Raw genomic sequence first — 15,584 nt, forward strand, 5'->3', positions numbered from 1 at the left:
GGGCTGCGGTCCTCCGGCAGACCGCCTCCCAGACTTTCGACCACCCCCTACCCCCGGTTGCAATGCGCGTGCCAGTCGGGTGGGCAGGGTCAGCCCCGCGCGAACCCCTGATCGCGGGCGGTACGGGCCGAGTGGCAGGGGCGGCAGAGGACGCGGAGGTTGGAGCGCTCCAGGCGCAGTTCGGGGGCTTCCTGGATCGAGGTGATGTGGTCCACCTCGGCGACGGGCGTCAGGGCCGTGGCCTCGCGCTTGCGCAGCACGACGACGGTGCCGCAGAGGGCGCAGCGGCAACCGCGCTCAATCACGATGGCGTCGCGCAGGCGCTCCCAATCGCGGTCGTAGCCCCGCTGGCGGGCGGTGCTGCGGGTCTGGTCGAGCCGACGCTTGCGTTCGGTCTCCGACGTCACGGGCGCCAGGGCGGTGCCGGTGCGGGTGTCGAGGATGGCCAGGGGCGAGCGGAGGGAGCGGAGGCGCGGCGCCATGGGTCAGGCCTCCACGGGCTGCGGGATGACCGCGACGAAGCCGTCCATGGCGCCGACGGCGATGTGACCGTCCGGGATGTCGCTCATCAGCGGCCTGACGATGTCGGAGGCGCGGGCGTAGGCGGCGGTCACGGCGTCGAGCTGGGCAGCGGCCAGGGCGATGCGATCGGCAGAGGTGTCCAGCATGGTCAGGCCGCCTGCTTGGCCTGCGCCAGCACGGCACGGGTCAGGTTCCGCAGGTCTTCCGCGAGGTTCCGGACATCCGCCGCCACGGCCCGGACGTCGTCGGCCACGCCATCCACCTGCTGGGCAATGGTCGCCATGCTGGTCGCCACCGAGGCAATGCTGGCCGACGTCTCGGTCAGAGCCTGCGCCGTGACCCGCATCGTCTCGACCACCGTCGCAGCGTCCGGACCTTGCGGCGGCGGCAGCGGGCGGCGCGTCCACACCCACAGCCCCGTCACGGCAGCCAGGGCGATCACGGCGGCGACCTGGGCAACCGGAGACAGCCCGGCGATGTGGGTGATGGTGGTTCCGACGTCAGGCAACGGCAGGTTTTCCATGCTCATCCTCGGTTCGGGCAAGACACGCCAGCCCATCACCCAGACCGGCTTGGCGGGCGATGAATGGGGTTGGTTAGGGATTGGGGGTTGGGTTCCAGCCTATGCAAACTGAGGCGGGCAGAAAAGGAATATAATCATAAAAACGGTAGCCCGACCGGAACCACCGGAACGATAAAACCCGCCTCGGCAGGACCGGGCGGGTTCGGGTGTCAGGCTGGCAGATTTCGCGAAGCCTGAATTAATGACATTCGCAGCATTACCCCCTATTTGTTAACGAATAGTGAACGCCATACCCCTTTCAGCGCTACCGCCTCCGCGTCGTCTGGCTCCAGGCGGAAGTGATCTGCCACCAGGTCCAGAGCGGTGCGCAGCAGCGGCAGCCAGCCCAGCGCCTGGGGAGCGACCTCCTCCACGCACACCGCCTCCAGCACCGACAGAGCCTCCGCCGACCCGATCCGGCGCCGCAGCTTGCGGACATGCAGCTTGGCCCGCAGCCACGCACCATCGACGTCCGACTCGCGCTCCATCGCCAGCATGTCGATGACCTGGGGCGCCATGTCCGCCGGGTTCTCCGACGCGATCGGCAGGCGGGCGACCTTGGCGTGTCGGTTCGGGGCTTCGACCAAGCTGTCCCACCGGCGGCGCAGGACGGCATAGCTGATCCCGGCCCGGAACTGGCGGTCGGTGACGAGCCCCTTCAAGCGCAGCCGTCCCAGCGGGTAGCCGGCCCACTCGTCCTGCATCGCCTTCCGGAGTTCGGCATCCACGGTCACGCACTCCACGCCCATTGCCCTTGCTCTTTGCGTCACGGCCTCGTCGAGAATCGCCGGCCCGTCCGGCTCCCGTCCGGCCCGGCTCACCCGGCCGTTCGGCTCCCGGATTTCGGTGGACCGCTTGCGCCCACGACGGACGGCTTTTCGTTTGGCCTTCATGCTCATGCGGCACCTGTATCCGCGAGCCCGCAGTTCTCGCTGCCTTGCTGTTTGCGGTGGACCCAAACCAGCAGTTCCCACTGCGGGACGCGCTTCCATGTGTGCATCGCAAGAGACCGCTGGAACAAATGAGGGATGCCGCAGAATTTACCGAGAAGAGAGGGCGCGCATCAACATTCAGTGGTGACCAAAACGTAATTTACGCCATCAATGGATTTTTAGTGGTTCAGAATTTCCAAGGTTCCCATAGGGCTGAACATCATCACCCAATCAGCCAGCCGCCAAATTTGAACTGGGTTACACACTTCATGCTTGCGGTCGTGCGCTTGTGGAATGCAATTTCCCGCCATGAAAAAGATCACTCTTATCCTTGCCGCGATTCTCATCGTTGCAGCGATTGCCAGTGCCATCACCGGATTGATGGTTTGGATTGTTTATTACTTCCCTGCCGAAGGGGCGGGAGCGGGTTGGTTTCCAACATACGCGACAGATGCGAGCGCGGATGCAAAGGAAATTGCGGCTGCGCTTTCTACGCCACCGACCCATCTCGTGCAGCCGATGAAGTATGCCCTCTATCATTGGCAGACGCTGATTGCAGGAGTTCTGGCATTTTTTGGCGGGCTTAGCGCTCTTGCTGCTGCATATGTTGGCGCATTGGAATTGCGATCTCAAACAAACGCTAATCGCGACATTGCAGAGAAAAATATTAATTCTGTTACTGATCAGCTAGATTATCAGAAGTCGAAAGACGCCGCAGCATCACGGGATGAAATAAAGGGTGTTTGCAGAGCTTTTCATGCAGAAGTATTTCATCTATACGATAGAATTTATAGATCAGGTATATATAGCTATTTGATGAAATGCAAACCGACTAGAGCTGAAATGCGTTTTATGACGAAAAGAGTCTTTGTTGATAATGTTGAGCCACCGATGTTTGATAGCTTAAGAAACAGCGTTGGAAAACTCCCAGACCAAATACCAAAGCAGATTGTTGTATTTTACAGTGCTTATAGGGATTACAGATTAGCTCTATCTAGTTTAAAATCCGGAGTGACGCCCATTGAAGCTGATGATCAAGCACTTGCCGCCCACGGTGGCTTGCTATCATTCCTTGAAGCAATGATATTTTTTGCCCCTCCCCTTCTCAAAAGCTTGGCTGAGATCGGCGAAATCGATCAAGCAATTCCTGAGTTTGGCAATGAAAAATTTAATGCCGAGGAACGGAGCGCAGAGTCAAATACTTAGAGAAATGGATCGCTTCTCTCGCAGCTTGACCGACAGCGCTCCGCGGAATTGGGGTCGCTCAGGCCTGCCCTCTCCGGGCGTTTACCAGCTTCCGCAGCAGCCGCAGGTTCAGCGCCGGCTCGGCGATGCGCCAGCGGCAGGCGTCCGCGATGTCGCCGGGCATCGGCCTCTGTCGACCGGGCCGGTCCAGCCATTCGTCCACCGCAGCCTCTATGGCCCACTGCGGGAACCGGGACAGTAGTGTGATCCAGTCCCCCAGGGTCGCGACCTGAAGCGCCATCGGCATGTCCGGGACGTAGTAGTGGGCCAGCAGCGCCGCGACCCGACCATTGATCCACTGACCGTCTGCGGGCTCCAGGTGGGCTTCCAGGGCCGGGATGAAGGTCCGGACAACCCTCTCCCGCTGCTCATCGGTCAACGCCGGTGGATTCCAAGTGGCTACCTCGACCTGTCCGACGAATTCACCGTCATTGGTTAAGTTTCTTTTCCCGGAGTTCAGCATCGACAGCAAGGGCTGCGGCAAAGAGGGCTTCCTGGGGGGATTGTTTGACGGAACCGGAAGTCTTGATGGTTCGGTGCCCATTCCTGTTTCCTTCGGGGATTTCTCGATTTCGGGTCGCAAATGCTTCGGCGATGGCGTCTTGGAAATATTCGAGGCTGCGCGGCGGGCCTTGCCCTCGCCGTCTTCGCTCGAACATCAGCCGCTCGACCGTGGGGAAGATGTCCAGATCCGTGTCAATCGGCTTCCAATTTCCAGCCGGCATCGGCTTGCAATTTCCAGCCACGCTTGCGGTTGCAGAACCTGTTGTCCAGGGAGTCCACGGGAGGGGCCTGTGGGCCCCCCTGGGCAACGGACGGAGGGAAGGCTTTGGATCAGGAGCGGTTCTTGAACCGCCAGCTCTCGTTGCCGGTTTCCAGGATGTCGCAGTGATGCGTCAGCCGGTCGAGCAAAGCGGTGGTCATCTTGGCGTCGCCAGCGAACACCGTCGGCCATTGAGCGAAGCTCAAGTTGGTGGTGATCAACACCGAGGTCCGCGAGTACAACTGGCTGAGCGCGTGGAACAGCAGTTGGCCGCCCCTCTGTGAGAACGGCAGGTAGCCGAGTTCGTCCAGCACCACGAGATCAACGCGGGTCAACTGGTCAGCGAGTTTGCCCGCCTGCCCGGTTCGGGCTTCGGCCTCCAACCGGTTCACCAGGTCGATGACGTTGAAGAACCGGGCACGGGCGCCGCGGCGCACGCAGTTGGCCGTGATGGCGATGCACATGTGCGTCTTGCCGGTCCCGGTTCCCCCGATGAACACGGCGTTGCGCTGGGTTTCCAGAAAGCCGCCATCGTGCAGGTCGCGCACCAGCCCCTCGTTGAGGGGACTGGCGGTGAAGTCGAACTCGGCCAGCGTCTTGGCCAGGGGCAGCTTGGCGGCGCCGAGCTGGTAACGGATCGAGCGGGGAGTATCCGGAATTTCGTGCTCGGCGGGGCGGGTTGAGTATCAGGCGTTCATCGCCTTTGCGAACCGCTCGCCGAAGATGACGGCCATCTGCGCCTTGGCGGCCGTCCATTCGCGCGGCGGCATCTTCCAGTCTTTCTCGGCGCGGTTCAAGACGAGAAACAGGAGCTTCAGGGCCGCCTCGTCATTGGGGAAATGCCCCCTGGCCCGCACCGCCCGGCGCAGCTTCGAATTCAGGGCCTCGATGGCGTTGGTGGTGTAGAGGATGCGCCGGACCTCGCGGGGGAAGGCGAAGAAGGGAATGACCTCCTGCCACGCCCGCCGCCACGCCTTGCCGATGGCCGCGTACTTTTCACCCCAGGGTCCGTCCTCGAAGGCGGTCAGGGCTGCCTCGGCAGCCTTGTCGTCGACGGCGTCGTAGACCGTCTTCAGCGCGGCGGCGAGGGAATGTCCGGAATTCCGTGCTCGGCGGGGCGGGTGTCAGGCGCTCCTTTCGCTTCAGGATAAGCCGACCGAGCACGAATTCCCGGATACTCCCGACCCTCCCAGCCGCCGCGCTGAAAACTCGTCGCGCAGGGCGGTCTTCAGAATCTTCCCATAGCTGTTCTTGGGCAACTCGTCGCAGAACACGTATTGCCTGGGCTTCTTGAAGGAAGCGATCTCCGCCCGGCACCAGTTTTCCAGGTCACCGGTGTCGCACGCCATCCCGTCGCGGCGGACGACGAAGGCGACGACCTGCTCGCCCCATTCCGGTTCGGGCACGCCGATCACCGACACTTCGAGGATCGCCGGGTGCCGCGCCAGCACCTCCTCCACCTCGCGGGGGTAGATGTTGGTGCCGCCGGAGATGATGACGTCCTTCGAGCGGTCGGTCAGGGTCAGGAACCCGTCCTCGTCCAGCCGGCCGATGTCGCCGGTGCGCAGCCAGCCGTCGACGACGGTCTGGCCGGTCGCGTCCGCGTTGTTCCAGTAGCCCTTCATGACGGTGTCGCCCGACACCAGGATCTCGCCGGGCGTTCCGGCCGGGACCTCGCGCAGATCGTCATCCACCACCTTGATGGCGATGCAGGCCTGGGCGTAGCCGACCGAGGCGCGCCGCTCCCGCCAGCGGGGGTGGGTCTCGTCGGCCACCACATGGCGCGGCAGGACGCTGATCGTCATCGGGCTCTCGCCCTGACCATAGATTTGAGCGAACCGTGGCCCCAGCACCGACAGCGCGTCGTCGATGTCGGCCGCGTACATCGGGCCGCCGCCGTAGACGACCAGCTTGATGCCGTCGCCGTCGTAGCCGGCCGTTCTGGCCGTCTCCGTCAACCGCTTGACCATGGTCGGCGCCGCGAAGAAGGACAGGCGCCGGTGATGACGCGCAAGCCCGATGATCTCCTCCGGATCGAAGCCCTGGGAGACCGGGACGACATGGCGCGCGCCGGCACGGACATAGGCGAAGTTGTAGAGACCGGCCCCGTGGGACATGGGGGCCGCGTAGAGCGCCTGGTCCCCCGGTTCGACGCGGTCGACGTCGAGCCCGTAGCAGAAGGTCATGACCGCCAGGTTCCAATGCGTCAGCATCACCCCCTTGGGCCGTCCCGTGGTGCCCGAGGTGTAGAAGAGCCACGCCACATCGTCCTTGCGGGTGGGGTACGGCCTGCCCGCCGCCGCCGCGGATTCCAGCATCCCACGGTACTCGGGCGACCGGACACCGACCTCGGCGCAGGAGGCCGGCAGGGCGCAGGCCGTGTGAAGCGCGCCCTCGTCGGTGAAGACCACCGACGCTCCGGAGGCTTCGACGATCCAGGCGGCTTCCTTGGGGTGCAGCTTGTTGTTCACCGGAACGGTCACGCCGCCAGCCCACCAGACGGCGTAGAGGATCTCCAGATAGTCCGGGCAATTCTTCAGGAAGAGGGCGACCCGGTCGCCGGGCTTCACGCCGTGGCTGTCCGTCAGCGCGGCGGCAAGCCGCCGGCTGCGCTCGGCGAACGCGCCGTAGGTCGCGTGCAGCGCCTCGCCGTGGAAGATGGCCGGCGCGTCGGGGGTTGCCGTGGCGGAGGCGTGCAGCCAATTCGCGATGTTCATGGTGCGGTCCCCCTCTAAGCGCGCCCGGCTTCCAGGACGGAGGCATAGTTGGCGACGCCGGCGCCGCCCATGTTGAACACCAGCCCAAGCGCGGCGCCGGGCTGTTGCAGGTCGCCGGCCTGCCCCGTCAGCTGGCGGTAGGCGATGGCGTGCATTGACACCCCCGTCGCGCCGACCGGATGCCCCTTCGCCTTCAGGCCGCCCGAGAGGTTGACCGGCGTCCGTCCGCCGCGATGGACCACGCCGTCCTTCAGCGCGCGGATGCCCTTGCCCTTGTCCGCAAGCCCCATCGCTTCGTAGATCAGCAGCTCGGCAATCGTGAAGCAGTCATGGACCTCGGCGAAATGGAGATCCTCCACGCCGATGCCGGCGTCCCGGTAGGCGGTCCGGATCGCCCGTTCGGGGCCCTCGAAGGCCAGGAAGTCGCGCGTCGCCATCGGCAGGCAATCGCTGACATGCGCCGCGGAGCGGAAGCGGACGCTGCGCTTGAAGCCCGCGGCGTTGCCGGCCCGCGTGAGGACCAGGGCGGCGGCCCCGTCGGTGACCAGCGAGCAGTCGGTCAGGCGGAGCGGCGGAGCGATCAGGGGATTCTTCTCGCTGACCGTGTTGCAGGTCTCGAAATCCATCGCCCGGCGCATCTGCGCCAGGGGATTCGCCAGCGCGTTCGTGTGGTTCTTCGACGCGATCAGCGCCATCGCCTCCAGCGGGTCGGCGTAGCGTTCCCGGTACTGCCGGGCGGCGAGCGCGAACAGCTGGGGGAAGCTGAGGCCGGCTTCGGCCGCGTCGTTCTGGTACCCCGCTCCCGCCAGGGCCTGGGTGACCTCCGCCGTGGAGCGATGCGTCATCTTCTCCGCGCCGACCACCAGCACCGTTTCCGCCCGCCCGGCGAGGATCGCGTGAAGGCCGGCATGGATCGCCGCCGCCCCCGACGCGCAGGCGTTCTCGCAGCGGACGGCCGGCTTGAAGCGGAGAGACGGCGACAGCTGGTGGATCAGGGAGGAGGCGAAGCCGTCGGGGACGAGCCCGGAATTGAAATGCCCGAGAAACACGGCGTCGATGGCCGACGGGTCGATCCCGGCTTCGTCGACCGCTTCCCGCGCCGACGCGACGATGAGGTCCTCCAGGGTCTGTCCGGTCAATTTCCCGAAAGCCGTGTGGCCGCTTCCGACGATGCAAACCTCGGGGCTGATCACTGGCCGCCTCCCATTGTTCGTGTAGCAAATTTTTACGGCCAAAAACACATTGGCTCCATTCGTGCAAATACCTATAAGCCTACGTAGTTCCACGAGGCTGGCCGGGTTTCACTGGCCGGGTTTCAAGGGAGGATCGCGTGAGCGTTCTCGCGTCGGACTCGATGATGCGGATGGGCTTCCTGGAGTCCCCCACCGCCCAGCTCGTGCTGGCCCGGCGGCGCATCATGGAATGCAACAAGGCCGTGGAAAGGATGTTCGGCTATTCCCGCGCGGAGCTGATCGGCCAGTCGGTCCGCAAGCTCTACCCGAGCACGGCCGATTACGACGCGATCGGGGAACGGTGTGAAAAGGCCCTGCAAACGCAGAAAGACTATGAAGACGAGCGCTTCATGCAGAAGCGGAACGCCGACATCTTCTGGGTAAGGGCGTGCGGTGTCACCCTGTCACCCGAGACACCGTTCGACCTGATGGTCTGGAGCTTCGTCATCATCGCGGAGGCTGTCGTCAAGTCGGTGTCCCTGACGGTGCGCGAGCGGGAGATCGCCCGGTACATCGTGAACGGCCACACGTCCAAGGAGATCGCCAACATCCTCAACATCTCGCACCGGACGGTCGAGGCCCATCGCGCGCAGGTGATGAGGAAGGTCGGCGCAAGGAACGCGGCGGATCTGGTGTCGCAGATCATCCTGGTCGAATAGGAACTCTTGGCCGGTGCGGCGGTCGGCCACCATCCCTCCCGCCGACGGGGCTAGGGGAGGATGGTGGGGATCCCTTCTCATACCAATCCCGGAACGTTCCGCGCGGCCGCCGTCGCGGCCGATACCAGGACCGGGCGTCAAGACTTACCGGCCCTGGCATCACTCCTCGCGGAAAGCCTTGCGGAAACTGTCCTCGATCGGCTGCGTCAGATAACGCAACAAGGTCCGCTCGCCGGTGACGATCAGCGTTTCCGCAGGCATGCCCGGCAGGAGATGCACGTCCCTCAATGCCGCGAGCTGGGCCGCGTCCACCGCCACGCGGGCCTGATAGTAGGGCTGCCCGGTGCGCTCGTCGGTCACCGCATCGGCCGACACGCGCAGCACCGCGCCGTCGAGCTGCGGCGTGGTGCGGCTCTTGAACGCGCTCAGCACCACCTTGGCCGGCAGGCCGGCGTGCACCACGTCGATGTCGGTCGGGCTGACCCGCGCGTCGATCACCAGACGGTCATCGAGCGGCACGAGATCCAGGATCGCCTCGCCGGGCGCCACCACCGCCCCCGGTGCGAAGGCGCGCAAATTCATCACCGTGCCGGACTCCGGCGCCAGCACGTCGCGCCGGCCGTGACGGATGGAGGCGGCGGCCAGCTTTTCCTCGGCCTCGGCGCGACGGATCTGCACGTCGCGCAGTTCGGTGGCGACCTCGCTCTGCTGGTCGGCGCGCAGGCCCAGGATCTCCAGCTCCGCCTGCGCGATGCCCTCGCGGGCCTGGGCGATGCGGTTGGCAAGGTCGCCCTGCCCCCCTTCCAGTTCCACCGCCTGCCGCATCAGGGCGAGCAGCCTCGGCTTGCGCTCCAACCCCTTGGCGACCATCTCCGCCACGGCTGCCGTTTCCTCCTGGATCAGGACAAGCTGGCGCCCTCCGGCCTTGCGTTGCGCCTCCAGGCCGGCGATCTGCGCTTCCAGCTGGGCGATGCGCTGCCGGGTGACCACGGCGCGCCCCTCCAGGCTGGCGCGACGGCTGGCGAAGATGCGCTCCTGTCCGCCGAGCATTTCCGCCACGCTCGCGGCGGAGACCGGGTCGGCGGCCCTCGCGGCCAGAGCCTTGGGCAGGGCCATCGCCGGCGCCTCGTCGCGTTCGGCGATCAGCCGCGTCTCCTGCGCCAGCAACGCCCAGAGCTGCCCTTCCAGCAGCGTCACCGTCGAACGGGATTCCAGATCGTCGAGCCGGATCAACGGTTGCCCCGCCACCACGCGGTCGCCGTCGCGCACCAGAAGCTCCGCAACGATGCCGCCGTCCAGATGCTGCACGGTCTTTCGATGACTGTCGGCGGTGACGGTGCCGGGCGCCACCGCCGCGCTGGCGAGCGGGGCGAGCGCGGCCCAGGCGCCGAAGCCCCCGAAACCGGCGAGCCCCAGCGCAAGACCGGCGGCGACGAACCGGCCGACCGGCGGGCGCGACGGCGAAGGATCGACAGGGTTGTCTTTGGCCATGACCGAACCTCACTCCCCCATCTGAAGCGTCGGCGCCTGGACCATGAAGGGCTGGCCCCCCGGCGAATGCGCCGCGCCGGCCTGGGCTCCGCGCGCGGGCGCCGCCCCGCCGGGCACCGCCCCACCAGGCACCGACTGCAGGGTGCGGCGCTTCAGCGCCTCCAGCACCTCGGCACGCGGGCCGAACGCCTCCACCCGACCGTCGCGCAAGGCGACCATGCGGTCCACCTGGGCCAGCGTGCCGGGCCGATGACCGATGACGATCACGCAGGCTCCCCGTTCCTTCAACGCCGCGATGGCCCGGTTCAGCGCCTGCTCGCCCTCGGCGTCGAGGCTGGCGTTGGGCTCGTCCAGAACCACCAGCTTCGGGGCGCCGTACAGCGCACGGGCCAGGGCGATCCGCTGGCGCTGCCCGCCGGACAGGAAGGCGCCGCCGTCGCCGACCTCGGTGTCGTAGCCGTTCGGCAGCCGCAGGATCATGGCGTGGCAGTCGGCGAGCCGCGCCGCCTCCACCACCGCCTCCGGGGCGGGCTCGCCCAGCCGGGCGATGTTCTCCGCCACCGTGCCGGCGAACAGCTCGACATCCTGCGGCAGATAGCCGATGTGCCGGCCGACGTCGTCGCGCCGCCACTGGAACAGGTCGGCGCCGTCCAGCCGCACCGCGCCACCCAACGGCGGGTGCAGCCCGACCAGAAGCCGGGCCAGCGTCGATTTGCCGGCCGCCGACGGGCCGACGATCGCCAGCGCCTCGCCGGCCCGCGCCTCGAACGACACGTTGTTCAGCAGCGGCCGTCCCCGATCGCCGATGCGGAACGCCACGGTCTGCACGGTCAGCCGCCCGGCCGGCGACGGCAGCGGCAAACCGGCGGAGCGGCGCATCGGCCGCGCGAAGAACGCGGTCAGCCGGCGCCAGGCATCGCGCCCCGCGCTGACCTGCCGCCAGCCGCCGATGGCCTGCTCCACCGGGGCGAGCGCCCGGCCGACCACCAGCGATGCGGCCATCATCGAGCCGGCGCCCATCTCGTGCCGCACCACCAGCCAGGCGCCGGCCCCCAGCATGGCCACCTGCACCATCTGCCGCAGGAACTTGGTCAGGTTCAGCAGCGCCGTCCCACGCCGATGCGCCCGCTCCTGCAAGTCGAGCGCGCGGGCGTGGTCGCGCTCCCACCGGCGGGTCAGGCCGGGCAGCAGGTGCATGGCGTCCACCGCCTCGGCGTTGCGCATGGCGGTCTCGGCGGTGGCCAGGGCGCGGGTGCTGGCCGCGGCGGCTTCGCCCAGACTGGCGCGGGTGACCCGGTCGTTGATCAGCGCCAGCGCGAACAGCAGCAGCGCGGAGGCCATCGCGACATGCCCCAGCACCGGGTGCAGCGCGTAGAGCAACGCCAGATAGACCGGAACCCAGGGCGCGTCGAACAGGAAGGTCAGGCCGTTGCCGAGCACGCCGCGCACGGTTCCGAGGTCGCGCAGGATTTCGGCACGCTGCCCCTGCCCGAGCAGGGCGCCGTCCACCATCCGCTCCAGCATCGGCGGGCCGAGGCGGCGTTCCATCCAGTCGCCCAGCACGCCGAGCGTCCGCACCCGCAGATAGTCGAGCGCGCCGAGCAGGGCCAGTGCCCCCGCGGCGATCAGCGACAGGAACAGCAGCGTCGACAGACTGCCCGACGGCAGAACCCGGTCGTAGACCTGCATCATGTACAGCGAGGAGGTCAACATCAGCAGGTTGACGAGCAGGCTGAACCCGGCCACCCACAGCAGCGGCGCCCGGCAGCGCGCGACGATCGCCGCGGGGCCGGGCACGGCCGCCGCTTGACGGGCGGTCTTCTCCGTCGACGGCGCAGGGGGGGGCATCAGACGGGCTTGCGGTCGTCGGGGCCGGCTTTGCCGGCGCCGGACTGCAGGGCCTCCGGCAAGCCGTCGCCTGCCGCATCGCCGGTCTCGCCGGCTCCAGCCGAAAACGGGAAGACACCGGAATTTCCTGCCGCACCCAGGGTCTTCCACCGGGCGGCTCCTGACGACGGTAAAGCATTCAGAGGCGCGGTCTGGCCGATCATCATGGCGCATTCCCAATCGAATGGATGGCCCTGGCATTGGTTGCCGAACCCGGCCGACATAAGCCCAACATCAGTAAACGATTCGTTAATTTCTCAAAATACCTTTAGGAATACTCAAATAATTTCCTTCATAAGTATTTATTTTGAGAGCGAATCATTAGATTTCTATTCTTATGCGTCTATATTTTTACTTGACTCTTGCGGTTTTCCTAAAATAACCCTGTAACGCCAGACAGGCTGGCCGAATTCGGAGAAAAAAAATGGCGACCTATTACGGCGATGCGGGCGCAAATAACCTTGGTCCATACAGCGGACCCAACACGATTTATGGCGGCGCGGGCAACGACACCATCTATGGATACACCGACAACGATCGCCTGGATGGGGAGGATGGCGACGACCAAATCACGGGCTGGTTCGGAAACGACACCATCTTCGGGGGAAATGGCAATGACTTCCTCGATGGGTGGGATAACAACGATATTATTTACGGCGAAGCCGGAAATGACACCATCTATGGCGGAAACAACAACGACACCATTAATGGCGGATCCGGCGACGACTATATCTATGGCGATTACGGCACCGAGAGCGGACAGGACGTTCTTGCGGGCGGCTCCGGAAACGACACCATCGAAGGCGGCTCCGACAACGATTTCTACATCTTCAACTTCGGCTCGGACGGCCAGGATCTCTATTACGATTCCCAAGGCGATTACGACACGGTCCGCGTCAATGGCGTGACCAACATCAGCCAGCTCACCATCACCTCCGCCGCCGCCTATGGCGGCAGCGCCAACAACCTCGTCATCCACAAGGATGGCTCGCTCTCCGAATACATACAGATCTACGACTTCTACAGCGGGAGCGGATTCGGCGCCGGACGCATCGAGTATCTCGACGTGAACGGATCGACCTTCTGGCTCAGCGATTACATCGACCGGGTCTGAGCCCGGCCATGGTCCGGTCGGGGACGCCGTTCCCCGACCGGACACCGCAGCAATCCCGTCCGACCATGAAAATCGCCTTCATCCATCAGAATTTTCCCGGCCAGTACAAGCATCTGGCCGCGGCGCTGGCGGCCGACCCGTCCAACCAGGTTGCCTTCATCTCCCGCCGCGCCGACCGGGACATCCCCGGCGTGCGAAGACTGACCTACGGCACGCGGCGCACCGCCGGTCCACCGACCCACCCGTATCTGCTGAGCACCGAAAACGCCGTCCTGCATGGGCAGGAGGTCGCGCGCGTCCTTTTGTCGCTGCGCAAGGAGGGTTCCGTCCCCGACATCGTCGTCGGTCATCCCGGCTGGGGCGAGACGCTGTTCGTCAAGGACGTTTTGCCGCAGGTGCCGTACCTGAGCTACTGCGAGTTCTACTATGGCGCGCAGGACCGGGATTTCGGCTTCGACCCTGTCTATCCGCCCGACCTCGACGCCCGGCTGAGCCTGCGCATGCGCAACACGCCGCTGCTGCTGGCGCTGGAGAGCTGCGACCGGGGAATCGCGCCGACCGAATGGCAGCGGGCCACCCATCCCGAGCCGTTCCGGTCCAAGATCGCGACCATTCACGACGGCGTCGACACCGCCGGCCTGCGCCCCGATCCGGCGGCGCGCGTCACCCTGCCGGACGGCCGCGTGCTGACGCCCGGCGATCCGGTGGTCACCTACGCCGCCCGCAATCTGGAGCCATACCGCGGTTTTCCCAACTTCCTGCGGGCGGTTCCGCGCATCCTGGACGCGCGGCCCGACGCCACCATCCTGATCGTCGGCGGCGACGAGACCAGCTATGGCGCCGGCCCTCCGGAAGGCGGCACCTGGCGCGAGGCGATGCTGAGGGAGGTGCCGGCGGATCCCGCGCGCGTGGTCTTCCTGGGGCATCTGCCCTATGACCGCTTCCTGGCGGCGATCGGGGTGTCGCGGGTCCATGTCTATCTGACCTACCCCTTCGTGCTGTCCTGGTCGATGCTGGAGGTGATGGCGCTCGGCCGCGTGGTGGTGGGCTCAGACACCGCGCCGGTGCGCGAGGTCATCCGACATGGCGAAAACGGCCTGCTCGCCGATTTCTTCTCGCCCGAGGCGATTGCCGACCGCGTGATCGATGTGCTGGCCGATCCCGGCGCCTTCGCCCCGCTGGGCCGGGCCGCCCGCCGGACGGTGATCGACCGCTATGCCCGTCCCGATTGCCTGGCCCGCCAGACCCGCCTGATCCACGACATGGCCGGGCGCTGAAGGGCACTGAAGCGTGCCGCATTTTCCGGAGGCTGGTTCGGCTGAGTCACGCCGCGCTGGCGACGCCCCCGATTCGGGCATGGCGGCGCGCTTCGGCCTCGGCGGGGGATGTCTCCGATGGGTTCAGCGGGCGCCGGCGGTTGAACCAGCCGCCCCATTCGAGTCCTGCGGGCAATGGAGATAGTTGGGCGCAGGACATCGGCGGGCAGGCGCGGACAAGAAAAAAGCGGCGAACCGGTTGCCCGTCGTTCGCCGCTCTTAACGGCAGCGTCGATGACGCTGCGAATTGGATGGTGCCCAGGGACGGAATTGAACCGCCGACACGGGGATTTTCAGTCCCCTGCTCTACCAACTGAGCTACCTGGGCATCCGGCGCTGCGCGGTTGGCCGTATCGGCCGGCGCAGCGCGTCGAGGCGCCGCTTTGTAGGAAAAATCCGGGGACCTGTCCAGACAAAAAATCGAAAAATCTCCACGCCGCGCCCTCGCGATGAAAGCGGGGATTCGGGGCGGCTACAGCCCGCTCAGCTCGTCCGCCTCCAGCACCGTTTCCGGCAGGATCAGCACCAGCCCGTCGAAGGGCTGGAGCAGGACTCGCGGGTTGCGCGACGTGCCGCAGGCCCGGTACTCCAGCCGCACCGCCTCGATGCGCTCCGGCAGCATGCGCGCGCGGTCGGTGATGAGCTGCCACGCCAGGACGCAGGTGTTCTCCTCGTCCTGCGCCATGGCGTAGTCGTAGTCGCCGTAGCGGTTGCGCCGCGCCGCGTCGGCGACCGTCGCCGTCATGTCGGGGAACTCGGCGGCCAGCGTCCTCGTCAGGCTCTCCAGCGTGTAGAGCGGCACCGGGAAGACGCGGGCCGGCTGGACCAGCGCGCCGAACAGGCTGTCGGGCAGGGTCTGCACGTCCACGGTCAGGCGATTCTCGCCGGGAAGGGCCGTCGGGTTGCCCAGCACGACGCTGTAGCTCTTGTACACCGCGCCGGTGGTGCGCATGCGGGCGGCGACGATGGGAAATTGCGGATTGTCGGGCAGCGAAACCGGCAGCGCCGACGGCTGCACCCGCCGCCACGGCGTCGTCGACTGGGTCAGGTTGTCGCGCACCCAGCCGCCGCAGCCGGCGGTCAGCAGGGCGGTGGCGAGAACGGACAGCCGAAGGAACCTTGAAACGCCGGACATGCGCGCGCC

General features: G+C 66.2%; 16 protein-coding genes, 1 tRNA gene and 2 pseudogenes. 4 read left to right on the forward strand and 15 right to left on the reverse strand.

Going from position 1 to position 15,584, the window contains the following annotated elements; genetic code table 11:
- Positions 1-89 precede the first annotated feature (89 nt).
- The 4 genes from JN22_RS01735 to JN22_RS01750 all read right to left on the reverse strand — a co-directional run bounded on the left by JN22_RS01735 (position 90) and on the right by JN22_RS01750 (position 1,983).
- Positions 90-482, reverse strand: coding sequence for an HNH endonuclease (locus JN22_RS01735; RefSeq protein WP_085552250.1), 393 nt, complete (start codon positions 480-482; stop codon positions 90-92).
- A 3-nt stretch (positions 483-485) separates the two neighbouring features.
- Positions 486-668, reverse strand: coding sequence for a hypothetical protein (locus JN22_RS01740; protein ID WP_085552251.1), 183 nt, complete (start codon positions 666-668; stop codon positions 486-488).
- Positions 669-670: 2 nt separating this feature from the next.
- Positions 671-1,030 (reverse strand): hypothetical protein, encoded by a 360-nt coding sequence (locus tag JN22_RS01745; RefSeq protein WP_143268101.1) that lies wholly within the window; start codon positions 1,028-1,030, stop codon positions 671-673.
- Positions 1,031-1,308: 278 nt separating this feature from the next.
- Positions 1,309-1,983, reverse strand: a complete 675-nt coding sequence (locus tag JN22_RS01750; RefSeq protein WP_143268102.1) for a hypothetical protein — start codon at positions 1,981-1,983, stop codon at positions 1,309-1,311.
- Positions 1,984-2,325: 342 nt separating this feature from the next.
- Between JN22_RS01750 and JN22_RS01755 the strand changes: the two genes are divergently transcribed.
- Positions 2,326-3,222, forward strand: coding sequence for a hypothetical protein (locus JN22_RS01755; RefSeq protein WP_143268103.1), 897 nt, complete (start codon positions 2,326-2,328; stop codon positions 3,220-3,222).
- Between the two features lie 58 nt (positions 3,223-3,280).
- On the opposite strand, the gene JN22_RS01760 is transcribed toward JN22_RS01755, so the two are convergent.
- The 6 genes and pseudogenes from JN22_RS01760 to JN22_RS01785 form a co-directional block, all read right to left on the reverse strand.
- Positions 3,281-3,640, reverse strand: a complete 360-nt coding sequence (locus JN22_RS01760; protein ID WP_085552254.1) for a hypothetical protein — start codon at positions 3,638-3,640, stop codon at positions 3,281-3,283.
- A 49-nt stretch (positions 3,641-3,689) separates the two neighbouring features.
- On the reverse strand, positions 3,690-3,986 hold the full coding sequence (locus JN22_RS01765; RefSeq protein ID WP_143268104.1) for a hypothetical protein: 297 nt from the start codon (positions 3,984-3,986) through the stop codon (positions 3,690-3,692).
- A gap of 109 nt (positions 3,987-4,095) precedes the next feature.
- A pseudogene (gene istB / locus JN22_RS01770) lies at positions 4,096-4,668 on the reverse strand (IS21-like element helper ATPase IstB); the annotation flags it as partial.
- Between the two features lie 42 nt (positions 4,669-4,710).
- Positions 4,711-5,118, reverse strand: a pseudogene (locus JN22_RS01775) (transposase); the annotation flags it as partial.
- A gap of 48 nt (positions 5,119-5,166) precedes the next feature.
- Positions 5,167-6,741: a class I adenylate-forming enzyme family protein gene (locus JN22_RS01780; RefSeq protein WP_085552255.1), complete on the reverse strand. Its 1,575-nt coding sequence runs from the start codon at positions 6,739-6,741 to the stop codon at positions 5,167-5,169.
- A gap of 14 nt (positions 6,742-6,755) precedes the next feature.
- Positions 6,756-7,934, reverse strand: coding sequence for an acetyl-CoA acetyltransferase (locus JN22_RS01785; RefSeq protein ID WP_449658087.1), 1,179 nt, complete (start codon positions 7,932-7,934; stop codon positions 6,756-6,758).
- 137 nt (positions 7,935-8,071) lie between these two features.
- Between JN22_RS01785 and JN22_RS01790 the strand changes: the two genes are divergently transcribed.
- Positions 8,072-8,632 (forward strand): LuxR family transcriptional regulator, encoded by a 561-nt coding sequence (locus tag JN22_RS01790; protein ID WP_211099540.1) that lies wholly within the window; start codon positions 8,072-8,074, stop codon positions 8,630-8,632.
- Positions 8,633-8,791: 159 nt separating this feature from the next.
- Here the strand turns inward: JN22_RS01790 and JN22_RS01795 are convergent, their stop codons facing one another.
- Genes JN22_RS01795 through JN22_RS01805 form a run of 3 tightly spaced genes read right to left on the reverse strand, consistent with a single transcriptional unit; the run spans position 8,792 to position 12,177 of the window.
- Positions 8,792-10,123, reverse strand: coding sequence for an HlyD family type I secretion periplasmic adaptor subunit (locus JN22_RS01795; protein ID WP_085552257.1), 1,332 nt, complete (start codon positions 10,121-10,123; stop codon positions 8,792-8,794).
- Positions 10,124-10,132: 9 nt separating this feature from the next.
- Positions 10,133-11,971: a type I secretion system permease/ATPase gene (locus JN22_RS01800; RefSeq protein WP_085552258.1), complete on the reverse strand. Its 1,839-nt coding sequence runs from the start codon at positions 11,969-11,971 to the stop codon at positions 10,133-10,135.
- Positions 11,971-12,177: a hypothetical protein gene (locus JN22_RS01805; RefSeq protein WP_143268105.1), complete on the reverse strand. Its 207-nt coding sequence runs from the start codon at positions 12,175-12,177 to the stop codon at positions 11,971-11,973. Before JN22_RS01805 ends, JN22_RS01800 begins: the two co-directional genes overlap by 1 nt.
- Positions 12,178-12,434: 257 nt before the next feature.
- Between JN22_RS01805 and JN22_RS01810 the strand changes: the two genes are divergently transcribed.
- Positions 12,435-13,124, forward strand: coding sequence for a calcium-binding protein (locus JN22_RS01810; protein ID WP_085552259.1), 690 nt, complete (start codon positions 12,435-12,437; stop codon positions 13,122-13,124).
- A gap of 65 nt (positions 13,125-13,189) precedes the next feature.
- Complete coding sequence (locus JN22_RS01815; protein WP_085552260.1) at positions 13,190-14,401, forward strand: glycosyltransferase family 4 protein; 1,212 nt, start codon at positions 13,190-13,192, stop codon at positions 14,399-14,401.
- Positions 14,402-14,692: 291 nt separating this feature from the next.
- On the opposite strand, the gene JN22_RS01820 is transcribed toward JN22_RS01815, so the two are convergent.
- Both JN22_RS01820 and bcsN read right to left on the reverse strand, forming a co-directional pair.
- Positions 14,693-14,768, reverse strand: a tRNA-Phe gene (locus JN22_RS01820).
- Between the two features lie 144 nt (positions 14,769-14,912).
- Positions 14,913-15,575 (reverse strand): cellulose biosynthesis protein BcsN, encoded by a 663-nt coding sequence (bcsN, locus tag JN22_RS01825; RefSeq protein ID WP_085552261.1) that lies wholly within the window; start codon positions 15,573-15,575, stop codon positions 14,913-14,915.
- Positions 15,576-15,584: the final 9 nt, after the last annotated feature.

This window comes from Azospirillum agricola, from assembly GCF_020005195.1.
In the GTDB taxonomy this organism is placed as follows: Bacteria; Pseudomonadota; Alphaproteobacteria; order Azospirillales; family Azospirillaceae; genus Azospirillum; species Azospirillum agricola.

Bases quoted from the DNA above. Each gene is read 5' to 3' on its own strand.
- JN22_RS01735 (WP_085552250.1), bottom strand. From the start codon at position 482: ATGGCGCCGCGCCTCCGCTCCCTCCGCTCGCCCCTGGCCATCCTCGAC.
- JN22_RS01740 (WP_085552251.1), bottom strand. From the start codon at position 668: ATGCTGGACACCTCTGCCGATCGCATCGCCCTGGCCGCTGCCCAGCTC.
- JN22_RS01750 (WP_143268102.1), bottom strand. From the start codon at position 1,983: ATGAGCATGAAGGCCAAACGAAAAGCCGTCCGTCGTGGGCGCAAGCGG.
- JN22_RS01755 (WP_143268103.1), top strand. From the start codon at position 2,326: ATGAAAAAGATCACTCTTATCCTTGCCGCGATTCTCATCGTTGCAGCG.
- JN22_RS01765 (WP_143268104.1), bottom strand. From the start codon at position 3,986: ATGCCGGCTGGAAATTGGAAGCCGATTGACACGGATCTGGACATCTTC.
- JN22_RS01780 (WP_085552255.1), bottom strand. From the start codon at position 6,741: ATGAACATCGCGAATTGGCTGCACGCCTCCGCCACGGCAACCCCCGAC.
- JN22_RS01795 (WP_085552257.1), bottom strand. From the start codon at position 10,123: ATGGCCAAAGACAACCCTGTCGATCCTTCGCCGTCGCGCCCGCCGGTC.
- JN22_RS01800 (WP_085552258.1), bottom strand. From the start codon at position 11,971: ATGCCCCCCCCTGCGCCGTCGACGGAGAAGACCGCCCGTCAAGCGGCG.
- JN22_RS01805 (WP_143268105.1), bottom strand. From the start codon at position 12,177: ATGATGATCGGCCAGACCGCGCCTCTGAATGCTTTACCGTCGTCAGGA.
- JN22_RS01810 (WP_085552259.1), top strand. From the start codon at position 12,435: ATGGCGACCTATTACGGCGATGCGGGCGCAAATAACCTTGGTCCATAC.
- JN22_RS01815 (WP_085552260.1), top strand. From the start codon at position 13,190: ATGAAAATCGCCTTCATCCATCAGAATTTTCCCGGCCAGTACAAGCAT.
- bcsN (WP_085552261.1), bottom strand. From the start codon at position 15,575: ATGTCCGGCGTTTCAAGGTTCCTTCGGCTGTCCGTTCTCGCCACCGCC.